The organism is Cedecea sp. P7760, from assembly GCF_013386425.1.
GTDB classification, from domain to species: domain Bacteria; phylum Pseudomonadota; class Gammaproteobacteria; order Enterobacterales; family Enterobacteriaceae; genus Cedecea; species Cedecea selenatireducens.
This window is the reverse complement of sequence record NZ_JACARU010000008.1, coordinates 1-25,252: the sequence shown is the minus strand read 5'-3', so window position 1 is coordinate 25,252 and position 25,252 is coordinate 1. Positions and strand designations below refer to the sequence as shown.

General features: G+C 56.6%; 25 protein-coding genes, 1 tRNA gene and 1 pseudogene. 13 read left to right on the top strand and 14 right to left on the bottom strand.

All coding sequences use genetic code 11. The features are described from left to right. Positions 1 to 8: 8 nt before the first annotated feature. A complete protein-coding gene (dsdC, locus tag HX778_RS03005) occupies positions 9 to 944 on the top strand; it encodes a DNA-binding transcriptional regulator DsdC (protein WP_038477658.1) in 936 nt (311 codons plus the stop codon). A gap of 1 nt (position 945) precedes the next feature. Here the strand turns inward: dsdC and emrD are convergent, their stop codons facing one another. Next, positions 946 to 2,130 (bottom strand): multidrug efflux MFS transporter EmrD, encoded by a 1,185-nt coding sequence (gene emrD / locus HX778_RS03000; protein ID WP_038477662.1) that lies wholly within the window; start codon positions 2,128 to 2,130, stop codon positions 946 to 948. Between the two features lie 367 nt (positions 2,131 to 2,497). On the opposite strand from emrD, the gene fhuE reads away from it, so the two are divergent. Next, complete coding sequence (gene fhuE / locus HX778_RS02995) at positions 2,498 to 4,663, top strand: ferric-rhodotorulic acid/ferric-coprogen receptor FhuE (protein WP_176981260.1); 2,166 nt, start codon at positions 2,498 to 2,500, stop codon at positions 4,661 to 4,663. 14 nt (positions 4,664 to 4,677) lie between these two features. Here fhuE and HX778_RS02990 read toward each other — a convergent pair whose 3' ends face one another. Next, positions 4,678 to 5,580 carry a LysR family transcriptional regulator gene (locus tag HX778_RS02990; RefSeq protein ID WP_176981259.1) on the bottom strand — a complete coding sequence of 301 codons (903 nt, stop codon included), beginning with the start codon at positions 5,578 to 5,580 and terminating at the stop codon, positions 4,678 to 4,680. A gap of 109 nt (positions 5,581 to 5,689) precedes the next feature. Here HX778_RS02990 and HX778_RS02985 point away from each other — a divergent pair, with 109 nt between their 5' ends. Further along, positions 5,690 to 6,469, top strand: a complete 780-nt coding sequence (locus HX778_RS02985; protein WP_176981258.1) for an SDR family oxidoreductase — start codon at positions 5,690 to 5,692, stop codon at positions 6,467 to 6,469. On the opposite strand, the gene HX778_RS02980 is transcribed toward HX778_RS02985, so the two are convergent. Continuing rightward, positions 6,466 to 6,744: a hypothetical protein gene (locus tag HX778_RS02980; RefSeq protein ID WP_176981257.1), complete on the bottom strand. Its 279-nt coding sequence runs from the start codon at positions 6,742 to 6,744 to the stop codon at positions 6,466 to 6,468. The two genes, HX778_RS02985 and HX778_RS02980, sit on opposite strands and share 4 nt — an antisense overlap. 265 nt (positions 6,745 to 7,009) lie before the next feature. Here HX778_RS02980 and HX778_RS02975 point away from each other — a divergent pair, with 265 nt between their 5' ends. Further along, positions 7,010 to 7,621: a hypothetical protein gene (locus HX778_RS02975; protein WP_176981256.1), complete on the top strand. Its 612-nt coding sequence runs from the start codon at positions 7,010 to 7,012 to the stop codon at positions 7,619 to 7,621. Positions 7,622 to 7,705: 84 nt separating this feature from the next. Here the strand turns inward: HX778_RS02975 and HX778_RS02970 are convergent, their stop codons facing one another. From HX778_RS02970 to HX778_RS02955, 4 genes and pseudogenes are all read right to left on the bottom strand, one after another. Further along, positions 7,706 to 7,885, bottom strand: coding sequence for a hypothetical protein (locus tag HX778_RS02970; protein ID WP_038477682.1), 180 nt, complete (start codon positions 7,883 to 7,885; stop codon positions 7,706 to 7,708). Beyond that, positions 7,882 to 8,811 (bottom strand): DUF6216 family protein, encoded by a 930-nt coding sequence (locus HX778_RS02965; protein ID WP_071842959.1) that lies wholly within the window; start codon positions 8,809 to 8,811, stop codon positions 7,882 to 7,884. The genes HX778_RS02970 and HX778_RS02965 overlap by 4 nt, the downstream gene beginning before the upstream one ends. After that, positions 8,798 to 8,892: transfer RNA gene (locus HX778_RS02960), tRNA-Sec, on the bottom strand. Before HX778_RS02960 ends, HX778_RS02965 begins: the two co-directional genes overlap by 14 nt. Positions 8,893 to 9,111: 219 nt before the next feature. Then, positions 9,112 to 9,447 (bottom strand): annotated as a pseudogene (locus HX778_RS02955) (nuclear transport factor 2 family protein). A gap of 287 nt (positions 9,448 to 9,734) precedes the next feature. On the opposite strand from HX778_RS02955, the gene HX778_RS02950 reads away from it, so the two are divergent. From HX778_RS02950 to HX778_RS02940, 3 genes are all read left to right on the top strand, one after another. Further along, positions 9,735 to 9,974 (top strand): CopG family transcriptional regulator, encoded by a 240-nt coding sequence (locus HX778_RS02950; RefSeq protein ID WP_176981255.1) that lies wholly within the window; start codon positions 9,735 to 9,737, stop codon positions 9,972 to 9,974. Next, complete coding sequence (locus HX778_RS02945) at positions 9,974 to 10,351, top strand: type II toxin-antitoxin system VapC family toxin (RefSeq protein WP_176981254.1); 378 nt, start codon at positions 9,974 to 9,976, stop codon at positions 10,349 to 10,351. Before HX778_RS02950 ends, HX778_RS02945 begins: the two co-directional genes overlap by 1 nt. 105 nt (positions 10,352 to 10,456) lie before the next feature. Continuing rightward, positions 10,457 to 10,678 carry a YgdI/YgdR family lipoprotein gene (locus HX778_RS02940; RefSeq protein WP_370527336.1) on the top strand — a complete coding sequence of 74 codons (222 nt, stop codon included), beginning with the start codon at positions 10,457 to 10,459 and terminating at the stop codon, positions 10,676 to 10,678. 52 nt (positions 10,679 to 10,730) lie between these two features. Here the strand turns inward: HX778_RS02940 and HX778_RS02935 are convergent, their stop codons facing one another. From HX778_RS02935 to deoC, 3 genes are read right to left on the bottom strand one after another with little or no spacing between them, the layout of a single operon-like run. Continuing rightward, positions 10,731 to 11,492: a DeoR/GlpR family DNA-binding transcription regulator gene (locus tag HX778_RS02935; protein ID WP_045784321.1), complete on the bottom strand. Its 762-nt coding sequence runs from the start codon at positions 11,490 to 11,492 to the stop codon at positions 10,731 to 10,733. 55 nt (positions 11,493 to 11,547) lie between these two features. Then, a complete protein-coding gene (locus HX778_RS02930; protein ID WP_176981253.1) occupies positions 11,548 to 13,077 on the bottom strand; it encodes an FGGY-family carbohydrate kinase in 1,530 nt (509 codons plus the stop codon). 47 nt (positions 13,078 to 13,124) lie between these two features. Then, complete coding sequence (gene deoC / locus HX778_RS02925; RefSeq protein ID WP_176981252.1) at positions 13,125 to 13,838, bottom strand: deoxyribose-phosphate aldolase; 714 nt, start codon at positions 13,836 to 13,838, stop codon at positions 13,125 to 13,127. A 399-nt stretch (positions 13,839 to 14,237) separates the two neighbouring features. Here deoC and HX778_RS02920 point away from each other — a divergent pair, with 399 nt between their 5' ends. From HX778_RS02920 to HX778_RS02900, 5 genes are all read left to right on the top strand, one after another. After that, a complete protein-coding gene (locus HX778_RS02920) occupies positions 14,238 to 15,038 on the top strand; it encodes a DeoR/GlpR family DNA-binding transcription regulator (protein WP_176981251.1) in 801 nt (266 codons plus the stop codon). Positions 15,039 to 15,143: 105 nt separating this feature from the next. Continuing rightward, positions 15,144 to 15,830 carry a D-allulose 6-phosphate 3-epimerase gene (alsE, locus tag HX778_RS02915; protein WP_176981250.1) on the top strand — a complete coding sequence of 229 codons (687 nt, stop codon included), beginning with the start codon at positions 15,144 to 15,146 and terminating at the stop codon, positions 15,828 to 15,830. 11 nt (positions 15,831 to 15,841) lie between these two features. Then, positions 15,842 to 16,783, top strand: coding sequence for a ribokinase (locus tag HX778_RS02910; protein WP_176981249.1), 942 nt, complete (start codon positions 15,842 to 15,844; stop codon positions 16,781 to 16,783). A 39-nt stretch (positions 16,784 to 16,822) separates the two neighbouring features. Continuing rightward, positions 16,823 to 18,151 (top strand): L-fucose:H+ symporter permease, encoded by a 1,329-nt coding sequence (fucP, locus tag HX778_RS02905; protein ID WP_061273458.1) that lies wholly within the window; start codon positions 16,823 to 16,825, stop codon positions 18,149 to 18,151. 1 nt (position 18,152) lies between these two features. Then, complete coding sequence (locus HX778_RS02900; protein ID WP_176981248.1) at positions 18,153 to 18,554, top strand: VOC family protein; 402 nt, start codon at positions 18,153 to 18,155, stop codon at positions 18,552 to 18,554. A 54-nt stretch (positions 18,555 to 18,608) separates the two neighbouring features. Here the strand turns inward: HX778_RS02900 and fdhE are convergent, their stop codons facing one another. Genes fdhE through fdnG form a run of 4 tightly spaced genes read right to left on the bottom strand, consistent with a single transcriptional unit; the run spans position 18,609 to position 24,132 of the window. Next, positions 18,609 to 19,538: a formate dehydrogenase accessory protein FdhE gene (gene fdhE / locus HX778_RS02895; RefSeq protein WP_038477694.1), complete on the bottom strand. Its 930-nt coding sequence runs from the start codon at positions 19,536 to 19,538 to the stop codon at positions 18,609 to 18,611. Beyond that, positions 19,535 to 20,170 carry a formate dehydrogenase cytochrome b556 subunit gene (gene fdoI / locus HX778_RS02890; RefSeq protein ID WP_038477697.1) on the bottom strand — a complete coding sequence of 212 codons (636 nt, stop codon included), beginning with the start codon at positions 20,168 to 20,170 and terminating at the stop codon, positions 19,535 to 19,537. Before fdoI ends, fdhE begins: the two co-directional genes overlap by 4 nt. Continuing rightward, positions 20,167 to 21,069, bottom strand: a complete 903-nt coding sequence (gene fdxH, locus HX778_RS02885) for a formate dehydrogenase subunit beta (RefSeq protein ID WP_038477700.1) — start codon at positions 21,067 to 21,069, stop codon at positions 20,167 to 20,169. Before fdxH ends, fdoI begins: the two co-directional genes overlap by 4 nt. 12 nt (positions 21,070 to 21,081) lie before the next feature. Continuing rightward, positions 21,082 to 24,132 (bottom strand): formate dehydrogenase-N subunit alpha, encoded by a 3,051-nt coding sequence (gene fdnG, locus HX778_RS02880; RefSeq protein ID WP_176981247.1) that lies wholly within the window; start codon positions 24,130 to 24,132, stop codon positions 21,082 to 21,084. Positions 24,133 to 24,343: 211 nt separating this feature from the next. On the opposite strand from fdnG, the gene fdhD reads away from it, so the two are divergent. Then, positions 24,344 to 25,135: a formate dehydrogenase accessory sulfurtransferase FdhD gene (gene fdhD, locus HX778_RS02875; RefSeq protein WP_218167005.1), complete on the top strand. Its 792-nt coding sequence runs from the start codon at positions 24,344 to 24,346 to the stop codon at positions 25,133 to 25,135. Positions 25,136 to 25,252: the final 117 nt, after the last annotated feature.

Sequence of the window (25,252 nt, the reverse complement as noted above, 5' to 3'; positions counted from 1 at the left end):
AGGTCACGATGGAAACGTCACGCGAAGGGCGCAATCGGTTATTAAACGGCTGGCAGCTGTCGAAGCTGTACACCTTTGAGGTGGCGGCGCGCCATCAATCTTTTGCGCTGGCGGCGGATGAACTGTCGCTGAGCCCCAGCGCCGTTAGCCACCGGATAAACCAGCTGGAAGAGGAGCTGGGGATCCAGCTTTTTGTTCGCTCGCACCGTAAAGTGGAGCTGACGCATGAAGGCAAGCGGGTGTTCTGGGCGCTGAAATCGTCTCTGGATACGCTGAATCAGGAGATTCTGGATATCAAAAATCAGGAACTCTCCGGCACGCTGACCGTGTACTCAAGGCCGTCAATTGCCCAGTGCTGGCTGGTGCCCGCGCTGGGAGATTTTACCCAGCGCTACCCTTCTATTTCGTTAACCATTCTGACCGGGAACGACAACCTGAATTTACAGCGTGCAGGCATCGATCTGGCGCTCTATTTTGACGATGCGCCGTCCTCGCAGCTGAGCCACCATTTCCTGATGGACGAGGCGATTCTGCCGGTTTGCAGCCCGGAATATGCCCGCCGCTTTGAGCTTCATTCGCGGCCTTCTCAGCTGCGCCACTGCACATTGCTGCACGACCGGCAGGCGTGGAGCAATGATTCCGGCACCGACGAGTGGTACAGCTGGGCGCAGCAGTTTGGCATTGAGCTGCCCGCTTCGACGGGCATTGGTTTCGATCGCTCTGACCTGGCGGTAATTGCCGCGATGAACCACGTTGGCGTGGCGATGGGGCGAAAAAGGCTGGTGCAGAAGCGGCTGGAGCGGGGCGAACTCATCGCCCCTTTTGGGGATAAAACGTTGAAATGCCATCAGCATTACTACATTTCGACCCTTGCTGGCCGACAATGGCCGAAGATTGACGCTTTTATCAGCTGGCTTAAAGCCCTGGCCGAAGAGGCAAAATAACTTACACCGTCTCGCTGTGATGCTGGAATCGCTGCGCCAGCGGCAGCCAGCAGCACAGGATCAGCACGCCCATCGCCGTCATCAGCATTCCGATGCTGTATTGCCCGGTTTGCGGCATCAGCGCGGAGAACCAGGCCATCACGCCGGAGCCGATATTTTGCAGGCCACCAACCAGCGCGCCTGCGGTACCGGCGAGGAACGGGAACGGCTCCATCGCGCCGCTGGTCGCCAGCGGGAACAGCATGCCTGCGCCGAAGAAGAACAGCGCTGCAGGCACCAGCAACGTCCAGATATTCATGATGCCGAACCAGCCAGGGATCCACATCAAAATACCGGCGAGCAGGCAACTCAATACCGCCTGCCACATCAGGCTGGGGAAGCGCACGTTCTGGCGGCCCGCATACCAGGAGCCAAAAAATGCCGCCGGTATAGGCAGAATAAACAGGATGCTGACCACCACGCCGCTCAGGCCAAGCACGCCACCCATCAGCACGCCGGAGCAGGCTTCAAACACCGCCACGCCCGCCAGCCCGCCGACTAACATCAGCAAATAGCAGTTAAAGGAGATATTGCCGAGCAGCATTTTGTAGCTGCGCATCAGGCGCGGCGGCGCGGCGTCCGCCGGGCGGGTTTCCGGCAGCCAGCGCCACATAGAAAACGCCACAATGGCGCACAGCAACAGCAGGAAACCGTAGCAGGCTCGCCAGCCCCAGACGCTGTCCAGCATCCCGCCGATAACCGGTGCCAGCAGCGGGCTCACCAGAATACCCATGTTCAGCAGGCTATTGGCCTGACGTAAATCGCCGCCTTCGTAAAGGTCGCGCGGCATGGTTCTCGCCATCACCCCGGCCACGCCGGTGCCCATCCCCTGCAGGGCGCTCGCCAGCACCAGAATATGCAAATTAGTGGTAAACATCGCGCCGAGCGTGGCCAGCATGAAAATCACCATGCCGGCGAGGATCACCGGGCGGCGGCCAATGCGGTCGGAAAGCGGGCCATAAAACAGCTGCGACACGCCGTAGGTAAACAAATAGGCCGCCATCACGCGCTGAATTGCGCCGCTGCGTACGCCCATTTCATGAGCCATATCGGGAATCGAAGGAATATAAATGGTCTGTGTCATCTGCCCGACAGCAACCAGCAGAATCAACATCATCAGCAGGTGGATATTGGCTAACTTTCTCATGGCGTTCGATCGTTTATCTGAAAAGAGAGAGATGCTTCGCAGCGTATTTTGCTGTGTATGTTTTGAAAACGAGAAGAATCTATCACAACCTTGTCAATAAGCCAGATGATGAGGCTGTTTTAACAACAGATTTACGTGTTGCCTTGTAAAGCGAAAGCGGCAATTTTTATTGCCACCGAACGCCCTTTTTTGCCCCGCAACGGTGCAATCTTCGTTAACCCTCAGGGAATTACATTTGTTTACAGGTTAAATACAAATGCGTATATTTCTCATCCGCATTTAATCGTGCGCGTCTTTATAAAAATCAAAAAAGTGCCGGCACCGGAAAATGCCGCCGCACCATAAAAATTCAAAATGAGGGTTTAACATGGCATTTGTTAACTTCTCCAGGGAACGGTTCACGTTACGGGCAGGCGGCCCATCACTGCTGGCGGCGGCCGTTGCGCTGGCGCTGCTTCCCCCTGCGCAGGCGGAAGACACCATCACGGTGAACACTCAGGCGGATAATCCGCTGGCAGGGCAGGCGCAGGATTACAGCGTCAAAACCACCACCACCGGCACCAAACTGCTGCTGGTCCCGCGCGATATTCCTCAGTCCGTCAGCGTCATCAGCCAGCAGCGCATGCAGGATCAAAACCTGCAAACCATCGGCGACGTGCTGGATAACACCACCGGCATCAGCACTAAGCTGGTGGACAGCAGCCGCGCGACTTACTTCGCGCGTGGCTTCTTCATCAGCAACTATGCCTACGACGACATGCCCACTCAGGTTAGCGACGTCTGGGACTTCGGCGACACCGGCTCGGATACCGCCGTATACGAAAATATCGAAGTGGTACGCGGCGCGGCCGGGCTGATGAGCGGCAGCGGCAATCCATCGGCGTACATCAATATGGTGCGCAAGCACGCCGACAGCCGTGAGTTTAAAGGCAACGTTTCCGCCAGCTACGGGAGCTGGGGCAAGCAGCGCTATGTGGCGGATCTCTCCGCGCCGCTGAGCGAGTCCGGCAACGTGCGGGGCCGCGTGGTCACCGGCTACCAGGACAATGACACCTGGCTGGACAAAAGCCATTTCCGCAAGAAATTCATCTATGGCGTAGTGGATGCCGATTTGACCGACTCCACCACGCTTTCCGTCGGCTACGACTACCAGGAAAGTAACGACGACAGCCCGACCTGGGGCGGCCTGCCAACCTGGTATGCCGACGGCAGCCGCACGCACTTCAGCCGCAGCGCCACCACCGCGCCGGACTGGGCTTACTCCAACAAAGACGCCACCAAAGTGTTCGCCAATCTGGTCCAGCGCTTTGATAACGGCTGGGAGGCGCGCATCAACACGCTGCACGCCGAAACCAACTTCGACTCTAAGCTTATGTACGTGACCGGCTTCCCGGATAAAGTGACCGGCGCTGGCACGAGCGCTTACGGCGGCTGGAACCGGGGCGAGCGTAAGCAGGATTCGGTGGATGCGTTTGTGCGCGGGGGCTTCGACCTGCTTGGCCGCCAGCATGAGCTGATGTTCGGCGGTAGCTACAGCCGCCAGCGCAATCACTATGATAACGCCATGCCGAATACCGGGCTGGATTACGGCGGCATCGCGATGGACAGCTTCTACAGCAACATCGCGGACCCGAGCTGGTCTGCCTTCTCGCTGTACAGCAAAGACGTGGTGCGCCAGCAGTCTGCCTACACCGCAGCGCGTTTCTCGCTGGCCGACCCGCTGCACCTGATCGTGGGCGCCCGCTACACCGAATGGGATGCGGACTACAATCCGTCCACCGCCCCGCAAACCAGCCTGAGCAGCAAAAAACATGACGTGACGCCGTACGCGGGCCTGGTTTACGACATCAACGACACCTGGTCGGCCTACACCAGCTACACCTCCATCTTCCAGCCAACCGACAAGCGCGACGTTAACGGCGATTATCTCGACCCTACCACCGGGAAGAGCTACGAAGCGGGCGTGAAGGCGGACTGGTTTAACACGCGCCTGACCACCTCGCTGGCGGTGTTCCGCATCGAGCAGGATAAAGTTGCTCAGTCGCTCGGCACGCCGGTTAACGGCAACCCTGGCGAAACGGCGTATAAATCCGTGGACGGCACCGTGAGCCGTGGCGTGGAGTTCGAGCTGAACGGCGCGCTGACCGATAACTGGCAGCTCACCTTTGGCGCTTCCCGCTATGTGGCGGACGACAGTAACGGTGAGGCGGTGAACCCTGACCAGCCGCGCACCACCTTGAAGCTGTTTACCCGTTATCAGTTGCCGATGCTGCCGGAAGTGACCGTGGGCGGCGGCGTGAACTGGCAGGGTAAAACCTGGCAGGATGCCTACGGCCCGAACGGAAATACGCGTATTAAACAGGGCAGCTACGCGCTGGTGGATCTCTTCACCCGCTACCAGGTGACGAAAAACTTCGCCGTACAGGGCAACATCAACAACCTGTTCGACAAAGAATATGAATCCTGGCTGTCCGATTATGTGGTTTACGGCGCGCCGCGCAGCTTCTCGCTGACGGCAAGCTACAGCTTCTAAGCGTTACAGGGAGGTCAGTGACCTCCCTGACTTATTTCCCGCGCCAGCGCCAGGAAGGCGGCAAGCCCGGCGGAAGGATGCCGCCTGCCGGAATAGTAAAGGCAAAGCCCCGGAAAGGGCGGCGTCCACGCTTCCAGCAGGCGAACCAGCTTGCCGGCGCGGATTTCGTCGGCGACGTTTTGCTCCATGAAAAAGCCAATCCCCATTCCTTCCAGCACCGCTTCCCGCGCCAGCGAGGCTTCGTCCAGCGTCAGCGGGCCGCGCACATCAATTGCCGCGACTTCGCCCTGTTTTTCCAGATGCCAGCGGTAGAGGGAACCGTCCGGCAGCCTGACGCGAATACAGGCGTGAGCCAGCAGATCGCCCGGCGTTAGCGGCGTGCCGTGCTCCGCCAGATAAGCCGGGGATGCAACGACGGCGAAGCGCTGCGGCTGCCCAAGCGAAAGTGCAATCATATCGGCAGGCACCAGCCCGGCCACGCGCACGCCAAGGTCGAAACCTTCCGCAACGATATCAACCAGTTTTCCTTCGGTGACGATATCCACCTGCATATCCGGATAGCGGCGTAAAAATTCAAAAACCAGCGACGAAAGCACCTGGCGAGCGGCAAAAGGCGGCGCGTTGATGCGCAGCACGCCGGACGGCGTATCGCGGTGCGCCCGCACGCTCTCCAGGGCGTCGTTCAGCCCCTGAAGGGACGGGCTGACTCTCTCGATAAACAGCCTCCCGGCCTCCGTCAGCGACACGCTGCGGGTGGTGCGGTTGAACAGGCGCACGCCAAGCTCGGCCTCAAATTTTGCCAGCGTATGGCTGAGCGCCGTGGTTGAAACGCCCAGATCGATAGCTGCCGCACGGAAAGATCCCCGGCGGGCGATCGCCTGCACGGCTTCGATATCGTCGAGGGCTATGCGCGACATTGTCCCGATTCCTTCATCATTTCATCCCGGTTTGTCCCAATTGTTTAAATTATACCGCGTTCTTAGAGTAGAGATACGGCAGGTAAATCGACTTTCTGGAGAACGTAAAATGACTGACTTTTTGACACTGAAGGGCAAGAGAGCGCTGGTGACGTCCGGCACGAAGGGCGCTGGCGCGGCAACCGTAGCGCTGTTCCGCGAGCTTGGCGCTCAGGTGATGACCGTGGCCCGCCATGCGCCTGAAAACGTTGGTGATGAAGAGTTTGTGGCGGCGGATCTCGCCACGCGTGAGGGCTGTGAGCAGCTGGTAAAAGCCGTGCATGCACGGCTCGGCGGCGTGGATATCATCGTGCATATGCTCGGCGGCTCATCCTCCCCGGCCGGAGGTTACGCGGCGCTGGACGAAGAACAGTGGCAGCGCGAGCTGGCGCTTAACCTTTTCCCGGCGGTGCGGCTGGACAGGGCGCTGCTACCGGGCATGACGGCGCAGGGGGCAGGCGTGATTATCCACGTCTCTTCCATTCAGCGGATTTTACCGCTGCCGGAGGCCACCACGGCCTATGCGGCGGCTAAAGCGGCGCTTTCCGCCTACAGCAAAAGCCTGTCGAAAGAAGTGTCCCCGCAGGGCGTGCGGGTGCTGCGTGTGGCGCCGGGCTGGATTGAAACCGAGGCTTCTGTTCGCCTGGCGGAGCGGCTGGCGCTGCAGGCGGGCACGGATTATGAAGGTGGCAAGCAGATCATTATGGATTCTCTGGGTGGAATTCCGCTTGGCCGCCCGGCAAAACCAGAAGAAGTGGCGAACCTGATCGCCTTCCTGGCCTCAGACCGTGCCGCCGCGATCACCGGCACGGAGTACATCATTGACGGCGGGACGGTGCCAACCGTTTAGAAATGTACCGGCTGGCCAAAGCCGTCGCCGCTGTCGGTGCTGTTATCCCGGCGCCCTCTGGCTTCCAGCTGGTCGGCGCGGATCCTGTCTCGGATGTCCTGGCGCTGTTCCGGGGTGAGGTAGCGGCTGTTGTAGTAAGGGTCGGGCCACGGCGAGCGCATAAAGCTGTCGTCCAGCCGCTGCCTGTCCTGGCGATCCATCCTTGAATTGTCCGATGATGAGCAGGCCGCAAGCAGCAGCGGAGCCAGCAGTACAAGCGCATATTTATAGGCCATTTTTCTTCCTGAAGTGGCAAGTAATAAAAGTGAGGCAGTATCGCGCATCAACATATTGATGCGCTTTATCTGTCGCCAATATTGCGCAGCTTATCACGAAATAGTGAGCCGCTCAGAATGCCGATAACGTCTTATCCGCTTCGCAAAAGAGCACGTTTCGGGTAGGTAAGGAAACGTTTGAACACACTCTTTAACCCCCGGGATTGATTTGGCGGTTACGCTTGATCCAGAGCATTTCTTAACCTGACCTGATTCTGGAGAAAGCATGATCAAGCCTCGTTTGTTTATCCCGGCCTTAAGCCTCCTGCTGCTGAGCGTTGGCGCAGTGGCGGCGGACAATGTTATTACCCCGGTGCGCGGCACCATTGACTCGGTCAATGATTCCTCACTGCAAATCACCACCCGGCAGGGCGAAAAGCTCTCCGTTGGCCTGACGGATAAAACCCGAATCAACGGCGTGAGCGAAGCGAAGATGAGCGACATCAAACCCGACAGCTTTATCGGCACCGCCGCCGTACCGCAGGCGGACGGCACGCTGAAGGCGCTGGAGGTGCACGTTTTTGCGCCGAGCCTGCGCGGCTCCGGGGAAGGGTTTAATCCGTTTGAGTCCGCCAACGGCCAGGTTAACACCATGACCAACGGCACCGTCGGCACCCTGGTGAACAGCCATGGGCGCACCATGACGGTGAAATTCCACGGCCAGCAGAAAACCGTACAGGTGCCGGACGACGTGCCGGTGGTGCTGATCAGCCCTGCCGACAAATCCGTGCTGAAGCCGGGCGCGAAAGTGGTGCTGTTCGCCACCAAAGACGATAAAGGCCAGGCCGTCGCGCGCGGGATTTCCGCCGGGGTTAACGGGCTGACGCCACCGATGTAATTTGTGGCGATTCTCAGAACAACGGCGATGCTTGTTTGCAGCTATACAGGCTGAATCGCTGAACCGTATTTTCCCCTCTCCCTTTTAGGGAGAGGGCAGGGTGAGGGTCTGGTGAAGATTATTTCCGGCCTGGCTATCGATCATTGCCAGACCTGAATCTGTTCGAACAAAGCGGGGCGCTTTTAAATCCTCTACTAGCGCATTAATCATCTCGAATAACAGGCCGGTAATATCAAAGAAAAATGAATTATTAATGTTCATCATCTTTTATTTATTTTGTCGGAAATGGTTTTTCGTTTAATCTCATAAGATAACTCAATAGCCAGTACTCTTCTGAGGCATAAAATGAAGAAATAAATTCCATATATAAAAGGGATGACTGATATAAAATAGAACGCGTTCTGCTTTTTAATTACTGCTAATATATTTTTTTGATCCTCTATGCTAGAATAACTACTACATAACATATCAATAGTTTCTATTTTTAACCTGCTCTTAGTCGAGAAACTATTACGATCAAATTTTTTATTATTACAGTCTTTTGTTGATAGTGACCAGTTTTCCCACTGAAGTTGCCTTAGGCTGATATTTGGGAAATAGTTTGTAGTTTGATTTTTACCTACCCATATCCATGGTTCATTATTATCTATTCTGACTAGTGCAGCTGGTTTTATAGCAATAGTGAGTGCTGCCAATGATAGATATATAAAGAAAAATGAACATATAAATATGAAAAAAGTGGTTTTTCTTCGGGGGGTTAATAATTCTAAGGTTGATATATTATACCATCCTTTTGCTCTGGATACTTTAGTGATATCGATTTTATTAATAGTTGCCCATGTTATAAATCTTTTTATTTCTATTTTATTTTTAGCATTGACATTGAAGAGCATGTTAAAGTGCTCAATATCACTTCTGTCAGTCCAAAAAGAGTTTAATTTTTTATCGGTAAATGAAGAGGTTCCAAGGAAGAAATGCCAAAATCTGTTTACAATGCTATATCCAGAGCCTGCACGGAAGCTAATATAAGAAAAAATAAATAACAATATTAATAACCAGAATACACTATTAATTATAGTGTCATACTTCACGATTAGAGCCGCAACACTTTCCATGAGATAAGCAATCCAATCAACAACAGATATATAACTATATATTATTATTGAAGTAGAAACTTGGCGGAAAGTCACAGGAGTCGAACCTGCCCGGCGCCGCTGGCGGCACCAACTGGAGTTGAAGTCCAGCCGCCTCACCGGAGACGACGACCTTCCGCGCCTTCATTGCTACATGGAGGCGGGGCGCAGTATACCGGGTTTCCTGCTGCTACCCAATGGGTCAGTAAGAATATATCCTGCGCCTAAAGTGAAATTATTCACCAAATCAATCTAACGGCCCATAAGCTGCTCGTTCCGGCAGGGTTTGCCGGGCTTCATTCTGCACAACCTGCGTCAAAAATACGCCTGGCAAACATGGGCGCGGGCAACGGCTATTCAGCCAAAAAAGAACCACGCCGTTTTTATCAGCCCGTTTTCTACTTCGAAAACCGCCATGCTTTCAATGGGTTAATCGCTCAGGCCGTGGATCTTCTCGTGGTCGAACACCTTGTTGCCCAGCGCGGTGCGGGAAATGATTTCTGCTCTCAAGGCTGGGTTATTGAAGCGGTGCTCTTTATAGAAGGCATAAAGTGCTTCGCGTCCTTCCAAAGAAGGCGTAGTGGCTGGCGGGCGGTAAGCGATGAAGTCTTCGCTAAAGCAGGCGGCAAAGGCCTCGAGATCGTGGGCGTTGTACGCCTCATACTGGCGGATGACGGGTTCAGTGACTGACATAAAGAATATCCTGATCAGAGAAAGTGGTGGGCTGCCAAAGTGTGGTTGTTGTGTGCGAGGACAGAGTCTCTTGCCGGATGGAAAATGTCTAATGAAAGGATGGGGCAGATTGTGCGGTGGCTCGGTCAGTGGCTGAGACACCATTCGCTGTTGCAAAGTTGCTTCGCGGCATCTCGTAAATTTCTCTTCTTATTCAATGTATTAATTCATTTTTCATTATTAAGATGTATTCTTTGTGAGCACTAATTGATCTTATTATGCTCAATCATGATATACAGGGATGATATATGGCTACCGTTTTTGGAGAAGGTATGGGGCGAATTCTTCTGGATCTATCGGATGAGGCGATCAGGCAGCTTGATGGCCTAAAGCAAAAGCGTAATTTGCCCAGGGCCGAGCTTCTAAGAGAGGCCGTTGATCAGTACCTGGCTCGGCAGCAGTCCGATATCAAAGATGCATTTGGGCTTTGGGGAGAGAGTATCCCCGATGGGCTGGAGTATGAAAGAAAGCTGCGTGAGGAGTGGTAATGGAAAAGCAATCTTCTGTCTTTGATACCAATGTATTAATCGATTTCCTGAGTGGCCGGCATGAGGCTCAAGAAATGATGGAGAAGTACAACGTCGGACGTTCAATAAGCGTTGTTACGTGGATGGAGGTGATGGTTGGAGTGAGGGATAGTCGGCAGGAAGCCCAGACTCGACAGTTTCTCTCTCATTTTGATGTATTGCCTGTTACTCAATCTGTCTCGGAAAGAGCGGTTGAACTCAGAAGGCAATATAAGATGAAACTTCCTGACGCGATCATTCTGGCCTCTACTCATGTTGCTCAAAAAACACTGCTTACTCGTAATACTAAGGACTTTAAAGATATCCCAGGCGTGATTGTGCCTTACTCACTCTCATAGCGTACTTCTGCCAGCCCCCAGTCTCCCTTCGCAATACACATTAACACCCGGTTGCATTTCATCCAGCTACAATCCGGCGTCTAAAACAATAAAGGGTTGGCAAAAGTGAAAAAACTGTTCGGGATGATGTTGGTGGGTGTGGTTGTTCTGTCGGCGGTGGCCTGCTCCAGCAGCTACGTGATGTCGACTAAGACGGGCGAAATGATCGTGACCAAAGGCAAGCCGGAGCTCGATAAGCAGACGGGGCTGACGCGTTATTACGACGCACAGGGCGTGGAGCATCAGATCCAAAACGATCAGGTGGTGCAGATGATTAAGCGCGGGTGATCGAGATAGAAAAGCGCCGATCGACCGGCGCTTTAACTTTTAGCTGAGGTCGCTATTCTTCCAGCGCAATCAGGTGGATCCCGGCGTTACGCCAGGCTTCGGCGTTGTCCGGCAGACGGTCAATCACCAGCGTATCAATGCGTGCCGCAGGGGTAAATTGCGCGAGCGAGGTGTTATCCAGCTTGCTGTGGTCGCAGACGACAATCACCTGACTGGCATGCTCTATCATGCCGCGTTTTGTCTCGGCCAGCATCACGTCGGCCACGCAGGCACCCTGTTTTAGCGACAGCGAATTCACCCCCATAAACGCTTTATCCACGTTCAGGGTATCCAGCAGCGAACGGCCGTTAATCGCCACCACGCAGTGATAGCCTTTCTTCACGATACCGCCCAGCAGGATGGTCTGGATAGAAGGGCTGGCTTCGAGTTCGCGGGCAATCTGGTAGTCGTTGGTCACCACGGTCACGTTCTTGCGGTCGCGGATGTGGCGGGCGATGTGCAGCGTGGTGGTACCGGTATCCAGCACGATGATGTCGCCATCTTCTACCAGCTGCGCCGCACGCTGGCCGATGCGCTCTTTTGCGCTTAGGTTCACCACTTCACGGTCGTCCGATGCCTGCTCAAAGCTGGCGCGGGTGCGCAACATGGCGCCGCCGTGGGTGCGGGTCAACATGCCCGTTTCTTCCAGCTGGCGGAGGTCGGCCCTGATCGTTGCCCCGGAGACGTTGAAAACCTCGCACATCTCGGACACCGCAACTTTCCGTTTTTCCCTGAGGATACTCAGTAATTTTTCCTGACGCTCTTCTGCAAACATTCGACCTCTCTTGTTTCCGCTCTCTGCGGAGCATCACGCCTTATTTCCCCCTGGCCTAAAGCCGCGGCGACCCGCTATCGGTCGCTGGCCCTTCGCTGAGCCCATCCAGCTGGTCATACAGCGGCGCAGCCTGTTGGTAAAGTGTATCAAACACCTCAAAGCACGCCGCATAGTAGTCCCGAAGCCGTGAGTCAGGGAGAATTTCCTTTTCAAAATGAACGGCCTGACGCACGCCGGCGGAAAAATCGGTATACAGACCCACGCCGGTGCCCGCGATAATACCGCATCCTGTTATGCCATTCTCCTGGTTACGTGTACTTAAAATAGGCAGGTTATAGGCCGAGGCTTTAATTTTTAGCCACAGTTCGCTGCGCGCGCCGCCGCCGGAGGCAATCATCCGTTCCGGGTGCTGGCCGCACTGGCGCAACTGGTTGAGATTACGCGTAGAGGCAAAGGCGACCCCTTCCAGCACCGCACGGAAGAGATGGCCCCGGTGGTGCTTGCGCTGCAGGCCAAAGAACTGCGCCCGCGAGTTGGTGTGGTCGGCCAGGCGTTCTCCCGTCAGATAAGGCAGGAACAGCAGGCCTTCGGCACCGGGCTTGACCGTTGCCGCCTCGGCCAGCAGATCGGCGTGTGAAAGCTGGTTCTGCGCGATCGCCTGTCTGGCCCACCGCACGGCATCCCCGCCCGCATCCAGAATGGTAAAACCGCCCCAGGCCGGATTGGCCAGGTGCAGATTATTGATGCGGGTGTGAAGCAGCGGCTGTCTGGCAACGACCGTTAACAATGTTGAGGTGCCGGTGGAATCCGAGGCAGTTCCCGGCTGGTAAACGCCGGAGCCCAGCAGCGTGGCGGCCATGTCCGAGGTACCGGCAACGACAGGTATGCCAACAGGTAAGCCGGTAAGCGCCGCCGCCTGAGGGCTAACCTCGCCAATCACGTCGCTGGACAAGTAAAGCGGTGGAAAATGGTCAGCCTTCAGCCCGAAGCGTTCCAGCGCTTGCGAGGACCAACTGAGGGTGGCGCTGTCCATCAGGTAATAACAGGAGGCTTCGCTGTAGTCGGTGGCATAAACGCCGGTTAGCATGAAGTTTATGTAATCTTTCGGCATCAGCACCATGGCCACCCGCGCCCAGCTTTCCGGGCAGTTTTCCCGCCACCAGGCCAGTTTGAAAGCGGGCCAGGCCGCGGTGGGCGGGTTGTTTAGCCGGGTGAGCCATTTCTCTTCCCCGTCACGGGCGATAAAAGCGTCCACCTGTGGCTGGCTGCGCTTGTCGTTCCAGAGCAGAGCTTTATCCGCGACCAGTTCGCCGTCGGCATCCAGTAAGACCGTGCCGTGCATCTGGCCGCAGACCCCGATAGCGGCGATGCGTGAACGCTGATCCGCGAAGCGATGCAACACTTCGTGGAGGCATTCACATACTGAACGCCACCACAGCGACGGGGCCTGTTCCGACCAGCCAGCCTGCAGGGTGGTCTGGTCATATTCACGCTGAGCAAAGCCAATCAGCTCGCCGGTCTGAGCCAGCAGGGCGGCCCTGGCGCTGCCTGTGCCGACGTCAATCGTCAGTATTCTGTCTTTCATGTTGAGCTCCGTGAACGGGAGAAGGCGGGCTTCCCGCCCGCGATTTTTTAGTTATCGTTTAATTCCGGGAACAGGCTTGGATCCTGTTCAAGCTGGGCCAGGACTTTACTGACCGCGCTCTGGCTCATGCCGAAGCGGCGAACGCCCAGGCGGTAAAGCGTGCGGACGGTGTCCAGGTCGCGTATGCCGCCCGCGCCTTTTATCTCAATTCGGCCTTTGAGCTGATCCGCAATGATGCTGACTTTTTCAGGCGTAGCGCCGGTGGGGGCCCAGCCAGTGGAGGTTTTCACCCACTTCATGCCGACTTCCACCGCGATGTCACACACTTTGCGGATTTGCTCTTCGTTCAGGTAATGGGTCTCAAGGATCACTTTGGCCGGGATCGGGGCGGCGGCTTCCACCACGCGGCGCAGGTCTTCGCGAACATAATCGAAGTCCCCGGACAGCACTTTGCCGATGTTCACCACCATGTCGACTTCCCTCGCGCCGTCGGTAATTAGCTGGCGAACTTCCTGCACTTTGACGTCGGTCGCGTGGCCGCCACCGGGGAAGCCAACGGGGCCGCCAATCATCACTTCGCCGCGTCCTTGCTCTGGCAGCAGGGTGCTAAGAAAACGCGTCCAGCATGGCAAAACATGCACCGAAATAATGTTGTAGCGGCTGGCCAGCTCCGCACAGGCGCGAACATCTGCTTCTATGTTGGTTGCCTGCACGGCGCTCAGGTCGATCAGGCGGGCAAAACGGCGGGTTGTCTCATTCATCTCTTAATCCTGTTTTTGCTTTCAATTGGTTTCACATTTCACGATTTATTGCGCTCAATAGATTAAAAAGGCTATTAAGTGAAAATAATGTGATCAATTGAACATTATTTTATTTTCATTTGTTTTTAATTGTTGGCGAGCAGTTAGCGCGGAATAAAGTGCGTCGGGCGTAAACAGTCAGAAACGGGCAAAAACGGTTGGTTGCATTCATTTCCGTTTATTTTTGTTTTTGACCGAATGCGTGATTGAGCGAAGGGAGAGCCGGGTCGGCTGGCATTAATAATGCGAGCCAGAGCACATTTTCATCGAGGCAATACGCCGCTATTAGCCGACAGAGCCTGGCTCGCAATCGGCGATGCCGGAAACCAGTAATCTGATTTTGCACTTCAGGAGGCACCTATGTTACCGCTGGAACGTCACCGTTTAATCCTGCAACTGCTCGGGCAGCAAGGCGTGATGCGGGTAAATGACATCGCTGCCGCATCCGGCGTTTCCCGTGAAACGGTGCGCCGTGACCTCAGCGAACTGCAGCGCAGAGGGATGCTCAGCCGCAGTCATGGCGGCGCGCTGGTAGCCGAGAATGCTCTGCCGATAAGCATTCTGGCCCCGCAGGGCGTGCCGGTTCAGGATGCGCAGGGCAGCTTCCGTCAGCGAACGCTGCTGAACAGCGAAGCCAAGATGCGCATTGCCCGTAAGGCGCTGCGCCTGCTGCAGCCGGGAGACACCGTTTTGCTCGACGGTAGCAGCAGCAGTTGGTTCCTTGCGCGTCAGCTGCCGGAGATGGCGCTGACCGTCATTACCCCGTCAGTGAGCATTGTGCAGACGTTAATGAGCCGCCGCTCTCTGCGCGTGGTGGGGCTGGGCGGGGACCTGTCGGCGAGCGAAGAGGCTTTTTTCGGCGAAACAACTGCCAGAATGCTGCTCGAGCATCCGATCGAGACGCTGTTTTTCTCGTGCCAGGGGCTGGAGCGAGACAGCGGTCTGTATGCCGGCAGCGAGGCGCACGCAGCGCTGCTCAAGCAGATGATTATTCAGGCTCGCAAGGTGGTCGCGCTGATGGACGGCAGCAAGCTCGGACGTTTAGGCGTGGCCCGTGTCGGAGGACTGGGGGATCTGGACTGGCTGATTACCGAGTCCTTTAACGATCCGCTGCTCGAAAAGGAGATGACCTGGCATAACGTCGGGGTGCAGATCGCCTGAGTGCCCGTCATGTCGTGACGGATAAAAACCGCACTGTCATTCACACCGCCCGTTCGGTGGGGCCTGACTTTGCCTGAAATCCGACTCTTTTCCAGGAGAAGCGCTATGAAGTATTACATTTCCCCGTCACTGATGTGCATGGACATTATGAAAACGGCCGAGCAGCTGCAGGTTCTGAACCAAAAGGCTGACATGCTGCATGTGGACGTGATGGACGGGCACTATGTTAAAAACCTGGCGCTTTCCGCCGCCTTCGTCGCCCAAATTCGCCCCTACACGACGTTGCCTGTCGACGTCCATTTGATGGTAGAAAACCCGGCCGATTTTATTGGGCCGCTGATCGCAGCCGGGGCGGACTCGTTCTCCGTGCATGCCGAAGTCATCAGCCGTGAAGCGTTTCGAATCATTCATACCCTCCGCGATGCCGGAAAAAAGGTGGGGGTCGTGCTCAACCCGGCCACGCCCGTTGAGGCGCTAAACCATTACCTCCACTTGCTCGACAAAGTCACCGTGATGACCGTCGACCCTGGCTACGCAGGGCAGCCGTTTATCCCCGAGATGGTGGAGAAAATTGCTCAGCTGCATCGCCTTAAACAGCAGCGCCAGCTTGATTTTCTTATTGAGGTGGACGGCTCCTGCAACCGCAATACCTACCGCCAACTGCTGACCGCCGGGGCTCAGGTACTGATCCTGGGCAGCAGCGGCCTGTTCCGCCCGGATGTGGCGCTGGAGCAGGCCTGGCAGAACATGACCCGCGATATTGAAGCTGCACTCAGCCCGGCACACGCCTGAGGAGAAACGTCATGACAGGAAAAGTTTGTGTATTTGGCTCGTTCAATTTCGACATGGTCGCCAGGGTGGATCGTTTTCCTGTACCTGGAGAATCGCTGGTTGCTACCGGCAGCATGACCAGCGCCGGCGGGAAGGGAGCCAACCAAGCCACGGCGGCGCTGAAGGCGGGGGCTAACGTGCATTACATCGGCAAAATTGGGGAGGACACTTTCGGCCAGTTCGCCCGCCGTCACCTGAAAACCGTCGGCTTTAACGCCATCACGCTGCTGACCACCGATGAAGTGCCCACCGGCAACGCCTTGATCTATGTCGCCGGCAACGAAGCGGAAAACATGATTGCCGTCGATCCCGGCGCGAATATGACCGTAACCGACGAAGAAATTGCCCAGTGTATTCCGGCGATTAGCTGCGCCGATGTGGTGCTGGTGCAGCTGGAGAATAACCTTTCAGCGATTCAGCAGGTGATTAACGCAGGCCGCGAGCATGGCGCATTTGTGGTGCTGAACCCCGCGCCTTATCAGCCCGTAGACGATGCGCTGCTGGCGAGTGTGGATCTGCTCACGCCAAACGCCACCGAAGCCTGGCTGTTAACGGGCTGCCGGGTCACCGATGCCGACAGCGCGAAGCTTGCCGCCGATGCACTCCATGCCAAAGGCGTGGCAAGAGTCATTATCACTCTGGGTGCCGTCGGTGCCCTGCTAAGTGAGGGGGGACAACAAAACGTGATCCCTTGCTTCCCATCCCACCCCCGCGATACCACCGGCGCCGGGGATGCCTTCAACGGCGCGCTTTGCGCACGTCTGGCCTGCGGAGAGTCTCTCCCTCAGGCCGCCAGATTCGCGGCTGCCTATGCCGCGGTCAGCGTTGAGAAACACGGCGCTTCTGCTTTACCAGAGTATCAGGAAGCGCTGGAACGTCTTGCCCTGGCTACCCCGCACCATGAGGTAGCGTAAAAACCTTACCGATAAAATAACCGATTACGGGGACTTCACATGAGTACTCTGATTAACGATAAAGTGAGCGACAACGTTCACACTGAAAAGCTGGACACCAGCGCCTATCTCGCCCATACGCCCTGGCTGCAGTTTTTGCTGGTTTGCTGCCTGTTTGCGCTGTGGGGGATGGCCGGAAACCTGAACGATATCCTGATTGCCCAGTTTAAAAAGGGGTTCGATCTGTCGGATACCCAAACTGCGCTGGTGCAATCTATCTTCTTCCTTGGCTATTTCTTCGTGGCGCTCCCGGCCGCCGCGCTGATAAAACGCTACTCCTACAAAGCCGCGATTATTACCGGGCTTTGCCTTTACGCGCTGGGCTGCTTCCTGTTTATCCCTGCCGCAGAGGTCATGACCTACGGCGCGTTCCTTGCCTGTCTGGGCGTCATCGCCTGCGGCCTCTCTTTCCTGGAAACGTCGGCTAACACTTACTCGAGCCTGCTGGGGCCGATTAAAACGTCCACCCAGCGCATTAACTTCTCGCAGATTTTTAACTCGCTGGGGGTCATTTCGGGGGTGTTAATCGGCCAGATCATGGTGTTTGGCAAAGATGATCCGAGCCATGAAGAACTGCTGAAGATGCCTGCCGCTGCGGCAGATGCGGCACGTCACCAGATGGTGGGTCAGGTCGTCGGGCCATACCTGATTATCGGTTCTGTGCTGGTGGTGCTGGCGCTGATCTTTGTCTTCGTGAAGTTCCCTTCCTGCAAAGGTGACGCGCCAAAGCAGCAGGTTTCTTCCGAGGGGATGGGCAGCACGCTGCGCCGTTTATTCGCGATCCCTCGTTTCCGCCTCGGCGTGCTGTCACAGTTCCTTTATGTGGGGGCGCAGGTTGGGGTGTGGAGCTTTACCATTCGTTTCGTACAGCTGGTTCAGCACGGCACCAGCGAACACTCGGCAACCTACTGGTTACTGGCCTCGCTGGTAATTTACGCGGTGGGTAAAGGCGTTGCGACCTGGCTGATGAACCGTTTGAACCCTGCGCTGCTGCTCGGCGTGTTTGCCTCTGTCGCCACGCTGTTGCTGCTGATTGCCGTGGCCAGCCACAGCATGCTGGCCGTTTATGCGCTGATTCTGGTGAGCTTCTGCATGGCGCCGTGCTGGCCAACTAACTTTGGCCTGGTGATCAAAGGCATGGGGAAAGACACCCAGACCGCGGGCTCAATTGTGGTGATGTCGATTATCGGTGGGGCGGTGATCCCGCTGGTGATGGGCGTCATCTCGGACATTAACCACGGTAACATGCAGATTGCCTTCCTGGTGCCGCTGCTGTGCTTTGTGTATGTGGGTTTCTACGGCTTCTGGTGCGTAAGGAAGGGGGTATAACATGCGCGAACTGGTGAAACATTTGGCCCATATCGGCTATCAGGTAAGCAATCTTGAGCGTTCGTTGGCCTTCTATCTGCCGCTGGGTTTTGAGGTGAAAAGTCGCTACAGCAAAACTGCCTCGATGGGCGAAATTGAAGTGGCCTTTATTGAACTTGGCGGCGTGTTACTTGAGCTGTACCAGCTGCCACAGAGCGAGGGCTTCGATGTGCCACGCTGCGGTATTGACCATATTGCGCTTGAGGTGAGTGACCTTCAGGCCGTGGCCGCACGCCTGGAAACGCTGGATTATACGCTGGATGAAGGGCCGGTAACGGAATCGTCGCCAATGAATAAGGTGAGTTTTTTACTGATTCGCGGGCCAGATGGCGAAAGGCTGGAGTTTGATCAGACTGCTGCCTGATACGAAGGGGTACTAAAAGAAAACGGCATTCAAATTTGAATGCCGTTGGTCGTTTTATTCCCCTTCGCCAGGGAATAAGAACGGGTTGATGCTGCTGCGGGCGAAGCCTTCCTGCTCCATACGGGCGTCAAGCACCAGCGAGGCCAGGTCGTCGGCGACGGCTTCCACTTTCGGGTCCTTTTCCTGATAGAGAATTTTCAGGTAGGTGCCGCAGTCGCCGCAGCTTTCGGCTTTAATCGCCGCCTGTTCGCTGTCCAGCGACCAGTAGTTTAAGTCGCGGGTCTGCTCGCAGTTGCTGCACTTCACGCGCACCACATGCCACTCGGTTTCGCACAGGTTGCAGTGCAGATAACGCAGGCCGTTGGTGGTGCCGATGTGCACCATGCTGGCGACTGGGATCGAGCCGCAAACCGGGCAGAACTGGCGCTGTTCGCCGTACTCTGCTTTGGCTTTGCCTGGGATAAGCGTCGCCATTTGCGCCCAGTAGAGCGACAGCGCGGCCCAGATAAACGGCGCTTTGTCGCTGCTGACGAGCGAAAAATCAGCGTTGAACAGCGCGGTGGCCATCTCTTCCAGCTCCTGTGAAGAAGCTTTTTCAAGATTTTCAATCACCGCTAACGCCGGGCCGTCCATTTCTGGCTTCAGCTCGGCAATCAGCGACTGCAGCAGGCGCTGCCAGTGCGGGTCGCGTGGCAGGACGTGAATGTCCAACGGCGGTTTGCCGGTTTTGGCGGCTTCGGCAATCAGGGCGGTTAAATCCATCTCCAGCGGGTGGTCGTATAGCACCACTTCCTGGGCGTGGGCGATCAGCGCGGCAAAGCGCAGATAGTCGCCCAGCGGGTTGCTGGCAGCCAGCTCGCGCAGGCGTTCAGCGCGGCGGTTGTAGAGATTTTTGAGCCTGGGGAATAATAACGGCGGAATCACTTCCGCCGTGCGTTTCTCGCTCTTCTCCAGCTGATCTTGCGGGATTATGCGAATACTCATTCAGATGACTTTTCCTGTTTCTGGCGGACTTCGCGGTACCATTTCGGGTGATGTTTCTTCGCCCACGTCGTGGTAACCCAGCCCTCCACCATCGCGGTGATGGTGCCTTTTACCCAAAGGGCGGCGTAAATATGCACCATAATAACCACAATTAACGCTACCGCGGCAAATGAATGCAGCATTAACGCAAATCGAATAACCGGAATAGGGAAGACTGGCGCAAAGTAAGGACGCCAGATAATCACGCCGCTCGCCAGCAACAGCACCAGGAAAATAATCGCCGCCCAGAACACGCATTTCTGGCCGAAGTTATAGCGCCCGGTGTCTCCCACTTCCTCGTTGACGACGATCTTACGAATATTCTTCGCCCAAAAGATATCATCCCGATTGATTAGGTTGTGGTGCCAGTAACGGAAAAACATGATTATGAAGGAGGCGAACATCACCACCCCAACGAACGGGTGGAGGATGCGCGCCAGCTGCGGCGTGCCGAGAATGCCCATCAGCCAGTTGAAGGACGGGAAGAAAAAGCCCAGTCCGCTCACCGCCGCCAGCACGAAGCAGAAGGCGGTGATCCAGTGGTTGATGCGCTCAGGCGCGCTGTAGCGCTGAATGGTCGGTTGCTTTTTCATTTACGCACCTCGTCGTCGTCATGGTGCAGATTATCGTCCTCTTCATCGGCACGGTTCGGGCCGACCCCAACGTAGTGGAAGACGCTGGCGGCGAAGGTGGCCGCAAAGCCGATCGCGGCCAGCGGTTTCCAGACGCCTTTCCAGAACTTCACGGTTGGGCTGATGGACGGGTTCTCCGGCAGGCCGTGATACAGCGTCGGCTTGTCCGCATGATGCAGCACGTACATGACGTGCGTCCCGCCAACGCCGGCCGGATCGTACAAACCTGCGTTGTCGTAACCACGGGTTTTCAGCTCCGTCACGCGCTCACCGGCGAGGGTTTTCATGTCCTCTTTCGAGCCGAAATGAATCGCCCCGGTCGGGCAGGTCTTCACGCATGCCGGCTCCTGGCCCACGGTGACGCGGTCTACGCACAGGGTGCATTTGTAGACGCGGTTGTCTTCCGGGTTCAGGCGCGGCACGTCGAACGGGCAGCCGGCGATGCAGTAGCCGCAGCCGATGCACTGCTCAGACTGGAAGTCGACGATGCCGTTGGCATACTGAATAATAGCCCCTTCCGACGGGCACGCCTTCAGGCAGCCCGGGTCCGCACAGTGCATACAGCCATCTTTGCGGATCAGCCATTCCAGTTTGTCGTTCTGCTCCACTTCCGAGAAGCGCATCACCGTCCATGATTTGGCGGTCAGGTCCGCCGGGTTGTCGTACACCCCGACGTTGTGCCCCACTTCATCGCGGATGTCGTTCCACTCTGAGCACGCCACCTGGCAGGCCTTACAGCCGATGCAGGTGGTGACGTCGATAAGCTTGGCGACCTCTTGCTGGTGATCCCGCGCCTGAGGCGCGGGCGTGAAGCCGTTAGTAGCGGAACGACGGATAATGTCCTGAGATTGATAAGCCATAATTCGTCTCCGTTACACCTTTTCCACGTTGACCAGGAACGCCTTGAACTCCGGCGTTTGCGTGTTGGCATCCCCGACAAACGGCGTCAGGGTGTTGGCAATAAAGCCTTTTTTCGCCACGCCTTCGTAACCCCAGTGAATCGGGATCCCGATGGTGTCCACCTTCTGACCGTGAACGTCCAGCGTGCGGATACGCTTGGTCACCACCGCTTTGGCCTTGATGTAGCCGCGGTTGGAGGAGACCTTCACCGTGTCGCCGTGGGCGATGCCGAGTTTGTTGGCCAGCTTCTCGCCAATCTCGACAAACTGCTCCGGCTGCGCGATGGCGTTCAGCAGCGCGTGCTTGGTCCAGTAGTGGAAATGCTCCGTCAGACGATAGGTGGTGCCGACATATGGGAACTTGTCATGCTTGCCCATCGCTTCCAGGTCGTCTTTAAACACGCGTGCTGCCGGGTTGGAGACCACGTTCGGGTGCAGCGGGTTGGTGCCCAGCGGCGTTTCAAACGGCTCGTAGTGTTCCGGGAACGGCCCCTCTGCCATCTTGTCGAGGGCAAACAGGCGACCCAGGCCTTCCGGCTGCATGATAAACGGCCCGACCCCGCTGTCCGGCGCGGCGGTGCTGTAGTCCGGCACGTCGATGCCGCCCCATTTCGCACCATCCCAGGAGATCAGGCGGCGTTTTTCATCCCACGGTTTACCCGATGGATCGGCGGAGGCACGGTTATACAGAATGCGGCGGTTAAGCGGCCACGCCCATGCCCAGCCGAGCGTGTTGCCCAGGCCGGACGGGTCGGCGTTGTCGCGGCGAGCCATCTGGTTGCCGTCCGGCGTCCAGCTCCCGGCGAATATCCAGCAGCCGCTGGACGTTGTACCGTCGTCGCGCAGCTGAGCAAAGGAGCTAAGCTGCTGCCCTTTTTTCACCAGCACCGCGCCGGTGGCCGGGTCGATCAGGTCTTCGAGCGCCTTGCCGTTGCTTTCCATGGCCACTTCTTCCGGCGCCGGGTTGTCCGGCGTCAGGTACTTCCAGGTCATGTTCAGCACCTGCTCAGGCACCTTACCGCCGTCGCGCTCGTACATGTGGCGCAGGCGGGTGAAGATGCCGGAGAGGATTTCGCCGTCGTTCAGCGCTTCCCCTGGCGCATCCGCCCCTTTCCAGTGCCACTGCAGCCAGCGTCCGGAGTTCACGATGGAGCCATTCTCTTCCGCGAAGCAGGTGGACGGCAGGCGGAACACCTCGGTCTGGATTTTCGACGGATCAACGTCGTTCATCTCGCCGTGGTTCTGCCAGAAGTTGGACGTTTCGGTGTTCAGCGGGTCGATAGTGACCAGGAACTTCAGCTTCGAGAGCGAGGCCACGACCTTGTTCTTGTTAGGGAACGAGGCCACCGGGTTAAAGCCCTGGCACAGATAGCCGTTGACCTTGCCCTGGCTCATCATCTCGAAGTACTGCAGCACGTCGTAGCCTTTGTCCCACTTCGGCAGCCAGTCGTAGCCCCAGCCGTTTTCCTTCGTCGCTTTGTCGCCAAAGAAGGCTTTCATCATCGAGACGAAGAATTTCGGGTAGTTGCCCCAGTAGTTCACCTGGCCTTTCAGCAGCGGTTTAGGCGTGTTGGCCGCCAGATAACTGTCGATATCCACCTGTTTTTCGCTTGGCAGGTTCATGTAACCTGGCAGGCTGGTGGAAAGCAGGCCAAGGTCGGTCAGACCCTGAATGTTGGAGTGGCCGCGCAGGGCGTTGACGCCGCCGCCTGCCATCCCCATGTTGCCGAGCAGCAGCTGGATCATCGCCATGGTGCGAATGTTCTGCGCGCCGACGGAGTGCTGTGTCCAGCCCAGGGCGTACAGGAACGAGGCGGTTTTGTCCGCCACGCTGGTTTCGGCGATGTATTCGCAGACCTTCAGGAAATCTTCTTTCGGTGTGCCGCAGATGCTGGTCACCACGTCCGGCGTGTAGCGGGAAATGTGCTCTTTCAGCAGGTTCCACACGCAGCGCGGGTGCTGAAGCGTCAGGTCGCGTTTGGCGAAGCCTTCTTCATCCAGCTCATAGTTCCAGGTGGTTTTGTCGTACTTGCGGTTCGCCGCGTCGTAGCCGGTGAACAGGCCGTCGTCGAAGCCGAAGTCCTCACGCACAATCAGGTTGGCGTTGGTGTAAGACTCGACGTACTCGCGGTTGAATTTGTTGTTGTTTATCAGGTACAGCAGAACGCCCGACAGGAAAGCAATGTCGGTCCCGGAACGGATAGGCGTGTAGAAATCCGCCACCGAAGCGGTTCGAGTAAAGCGAGGATCGATCACAATCAGCTTCGCGCCGTTGTGAATTTTGGCTTCCATCGCCCAGCGGAATCCCACCGGATGCGCTTCTGCCGCGTTCCCACCCATCACCACGATGAGGTTGGCGTTTTTGATATCAACCCAGTGGTTGGTCATCGCACCGCGACCAAATGTTGGAGCAAGACTTGCTACCGTTGGTCCGTGTCAGACACGCGCCTGGTTATCCACGGCAAGCATGCCGAGGGCGCGGGTAAATTTCTGGGTTAAATAACCGGTTTCGTTGCTCGACGCGGAGGCGCACAGCATCCCCGTGGAGAGCCAGCGGTTGACCGTGGTGCCCTGTTCGTTCTTTTCGATGAAGTTGGCGTCGCGGTCTTCTTTCATCAGCTTCGCGATGCGATCAAAGGCATCGTCCCAACTGATTTGCTGCCATTTATCGGAGCCTGGTGCGCGATAAGAAGGCGTTTTCAGGCGGCTTTCGGAATGGATAAAGTCCACCAGACCGGCCCCTTTCGGGCAGAGCGCGCCGCGGTTTACCGGGTGGTCCGGGTCACCTTCGATATGGAAAATTGAGGCTTTTGCGTTTTTTGCGCCATCGCCGAGGCTATACATCAATAGCCCACAGCCGACGGAGCAGTATGTGCAGGTGTTACGGGTTTCACGGGTGCGTAGCAGCTTGTACTGCCGGGTTTCCGCGAGCGCAGCGCCGGGGGCAAAACCCAGTGCCGCTGCCGTGGTGCCTGCCATACCGCCAGCACAGATCTTAAAGAACTGCCTTCTGCTGACCTGCATGGATCGCTCCTTACATTTCGACATTTCACATTGCTTAGGATTTATTTTGCGGGGTGACCCGCAAAGGTTCACAATTAGAACCACTATAGATTTTGATGGCTTACTTCCCTTCATCCGGAAGGGGTATTTCTAGAATACCACAATGGTACTGAGGGTGTTCTCGATTGGTTAAAACAAAGTGAACAAATTTCACCACTCTGAAAAAAATATGATGGAACAGGTTACCGGCGCGCGCACGATCGAGCTCTGGCACCGGGGCAATCTCACCGTAGCCGAAACCGACTGGCTGGCGGAGGAAGTGCCCGTCGCGCTGGTCTACAACGGCATTTCCCACGTCGTGATGATGGCTTCGCCCAAAGACCTTGAAGCGTTTGCGCTCGGGTTTTCCCTGTCCGAAGGCATTATTGAAAGTCCGGCGGATATTTACGGGATGGATGTGTTGCCAACTTGTAACGGCATTGAAGTGCAGGTCGAGCTGTCCAGCCGCCGCTTTGCGGGCCTGAAAGAGCGTCGCCGGGCGCTGGCCGGACGAACCGGCTGCGGCGTCTGCGGCGTTGAGCAGTTGAATGACATTGGCCGCCCCGTGCCGCCGCTGCCGTTTACCCAGACGTTTGCCCTGGAAAACCTGGACGAGCCGCTGAAAAAAATGCGTGACTACCAGCCCGTCGGCGAGCTAACGGGCTGCACTCATGCGGCGTTATGGCTTGATGTTAATGGCCAGATTCTGGATGGGCGCGAAGATATTGGCCGCCATGTGGCGCTGGATAAAATGCTCGGCGTTCGCAGCCGTAACCCGTGGCATAACGGCGCCGCGCTGGTGTCGAGCCGTGCGAGCTATGAGATGGTGCAGAAGGCCGCGATGTGCGGCATTGAAATCCTGTTTGCGGTATCTGCTGCAACTTCGTTGGCAGTGGAAGTTGCACAGCGTACGAATCTGACGCTGGTGGGCTTTAACCGGCCAGGCCGTGCCACGGTTTATACGCACCCGGAGCGGCTGCGCTAGATTTTCCCCTCACCCCGCCCCTCTCCCAGAGGGAGAGGGGGAAAACAGCCAACGTGGAACATTGTTTATTCCCTCTCCCTTTCAGGGAGAGGGTTATGGTGAGGGTAAAAATAAGAA

What these genes read in the sequence shown, in the direction of transcription:
- HX778_RS02900 (WP_176981248.1), top strand. Translation starts at nt 18,153, where the DNA reads ATGCGCGAACTGGTGAAACATTTGGCCCATATCGGCTATCAGGTAAGC.
- HX778_RS02985 (WP_176981258.1), top strand. Translation starts at nt 5,690, where the DNA reads ATGACTGACTTTTTGACACTGAAGGGCAAGAGAGCGCTGGTGACGTCC.
- HX778_RS02975 (WP_176981256.1), top strand. Translation starts at nt 7,010, where the DNA reads ATGATCAAGCCTCGTTTGTTTATCCCGGCCTTAAGCCTCCTGCTGCTG.
- fhuE (WP_176981260.1), top strand. Translation starts at nt 2,498, where the DNA reads ATGGCATTTGTTAACTTCTCCAGGGAACGGTTCACGTTACGGGCAGGC.
- fdoI (WP_038477697.1), bottom strand. Translation starts at nt 20,170, where the DNA reads ATGAAAAAGCAACCGACCATTCAGCGCTACAGCGCGCCTGAGCGCATC.
- dsdC (WP_038477658.1), top strand. Translation starts at nt 9, where the DNA reads ATGGAAACGTCACGCGAAGGGCGCAATCGGTTATTAAACGGCTGGCAG.
- HX778_RS02970 (WP_038477682.1), bottom strand. Translation starts at nt 7,885, where the DNA reads ATGATGAACATTAATAATTCATTTTTCTTTGATATTACCGGCCTGTTA.
- HX778_RS02950 (WP_176981255.1), top strand. Translation starts at nt 9,735, where the DNA reads ATGGCTACCGTTTTTGGAGAAGGTATGGGGCGAATTCTTCTGGATCTA.
- fdxH (WP_038477700.1), bottom strand. Translation starts at nt 21,069, where the DNA reads ATGGCTTATCAATCTCAGGACATTATCCGTCGTTCCGCTACTAACGGC.
- HX778_RS02990 (WP_176981259.1), bottom strand. Translation starts at nt 5,580, where the DNA reads ATGTCGCGCATAGCCCTCGACGATATCGAAGCCGTGCAGGCGATCGCC.
- HX778_RS02930 (WP_176981253.1), bottom strand. Translation starts at nt 13,077, where the DNA reads ATGAAAGACAGAATACTGACGATTGACGTCGGCACAGGCAGCGCCAGG.
- deoC (WP_176981252.1), bottom strand. Translation starts at nt 13,838, where the DNA reads ATGAATGAGACAACCCGCCGTTTTGCCCGCCTGATCGACCTGAGCGCC.
- HX778_RS02980 (WP_176981257.1), bottom strand. Translation starts at nt 6,744, where the DNA reads ATGGCCTATAAATATGCGCTTGTACTGCTGGCTCCGCTGCTGCTTGCG.
- HX778_RS02920 (WP_176981251.1), top strand. Translation starts at nt 14,238, where the DNA reads ATGTTACCGCTGGAACGTCACCGTTTAATCCTGCAACTGCTCGGGCAG.
- HX778_RS02935 (WP_045784321.1), bottom strand. Translation starts at nt 11,492, where the DNA reads ATGTTTGCAGAAGAGCGTCAGGAAAAATTACTGAGTATCCTCAGGGAA.
- HX778_RS02945 (WP_176981254.1), top strand. Translation starts at nt 9,974, where the DNA reads ATGGAAAAGCAATCTTCTGTCTTTGATACCAATGTATTAATCGATTTC.
- fucP (WP_061273458.1), top strand. Translation starts at nt 16,823, where the DNA reads ATGAGTACTCTGATTAACGATAAAGTGAGCGACAACGTTCACACTGAA.
- alsE (WP_176981250.1), top strand. Translation starts at nt 15,144, where the DNA reads ATGAAGTATTACATTTCCCCGTCACTGATGTGCATGGACATTATGAAA.
- HX778_RS02910 (WP_176981249.1), top strand. Translation starts at nt 15,842, where the DNA reads ATGACAGGAAAAGTTTGTGTATTTGGCTCGTTCAATTTCGACATGGTC.
- fdhD (WP_218167005.1), top strand. Translation starts at nt 24,344, where the DNA reads ATGGAACAGGTTACCGGCGCGCGCACGATCGAGCTCTGGCACCGGGGC.
- fdhE (WP_038477694.1), bottom strand. Translation starts at nt 19,538, where the DNA reads ATGAGTATTCGCATAATCCCGCAAGATCAGCTGGAGAAGAGCGAGAAA.
- emrD (WP_038477662.1), bottom strand. Translation starts at nt 2,130, where the DNA reads ATGAGAAAGTTAGCCAATATCCACCTGCTGATGATGTTGATTCTGCTG.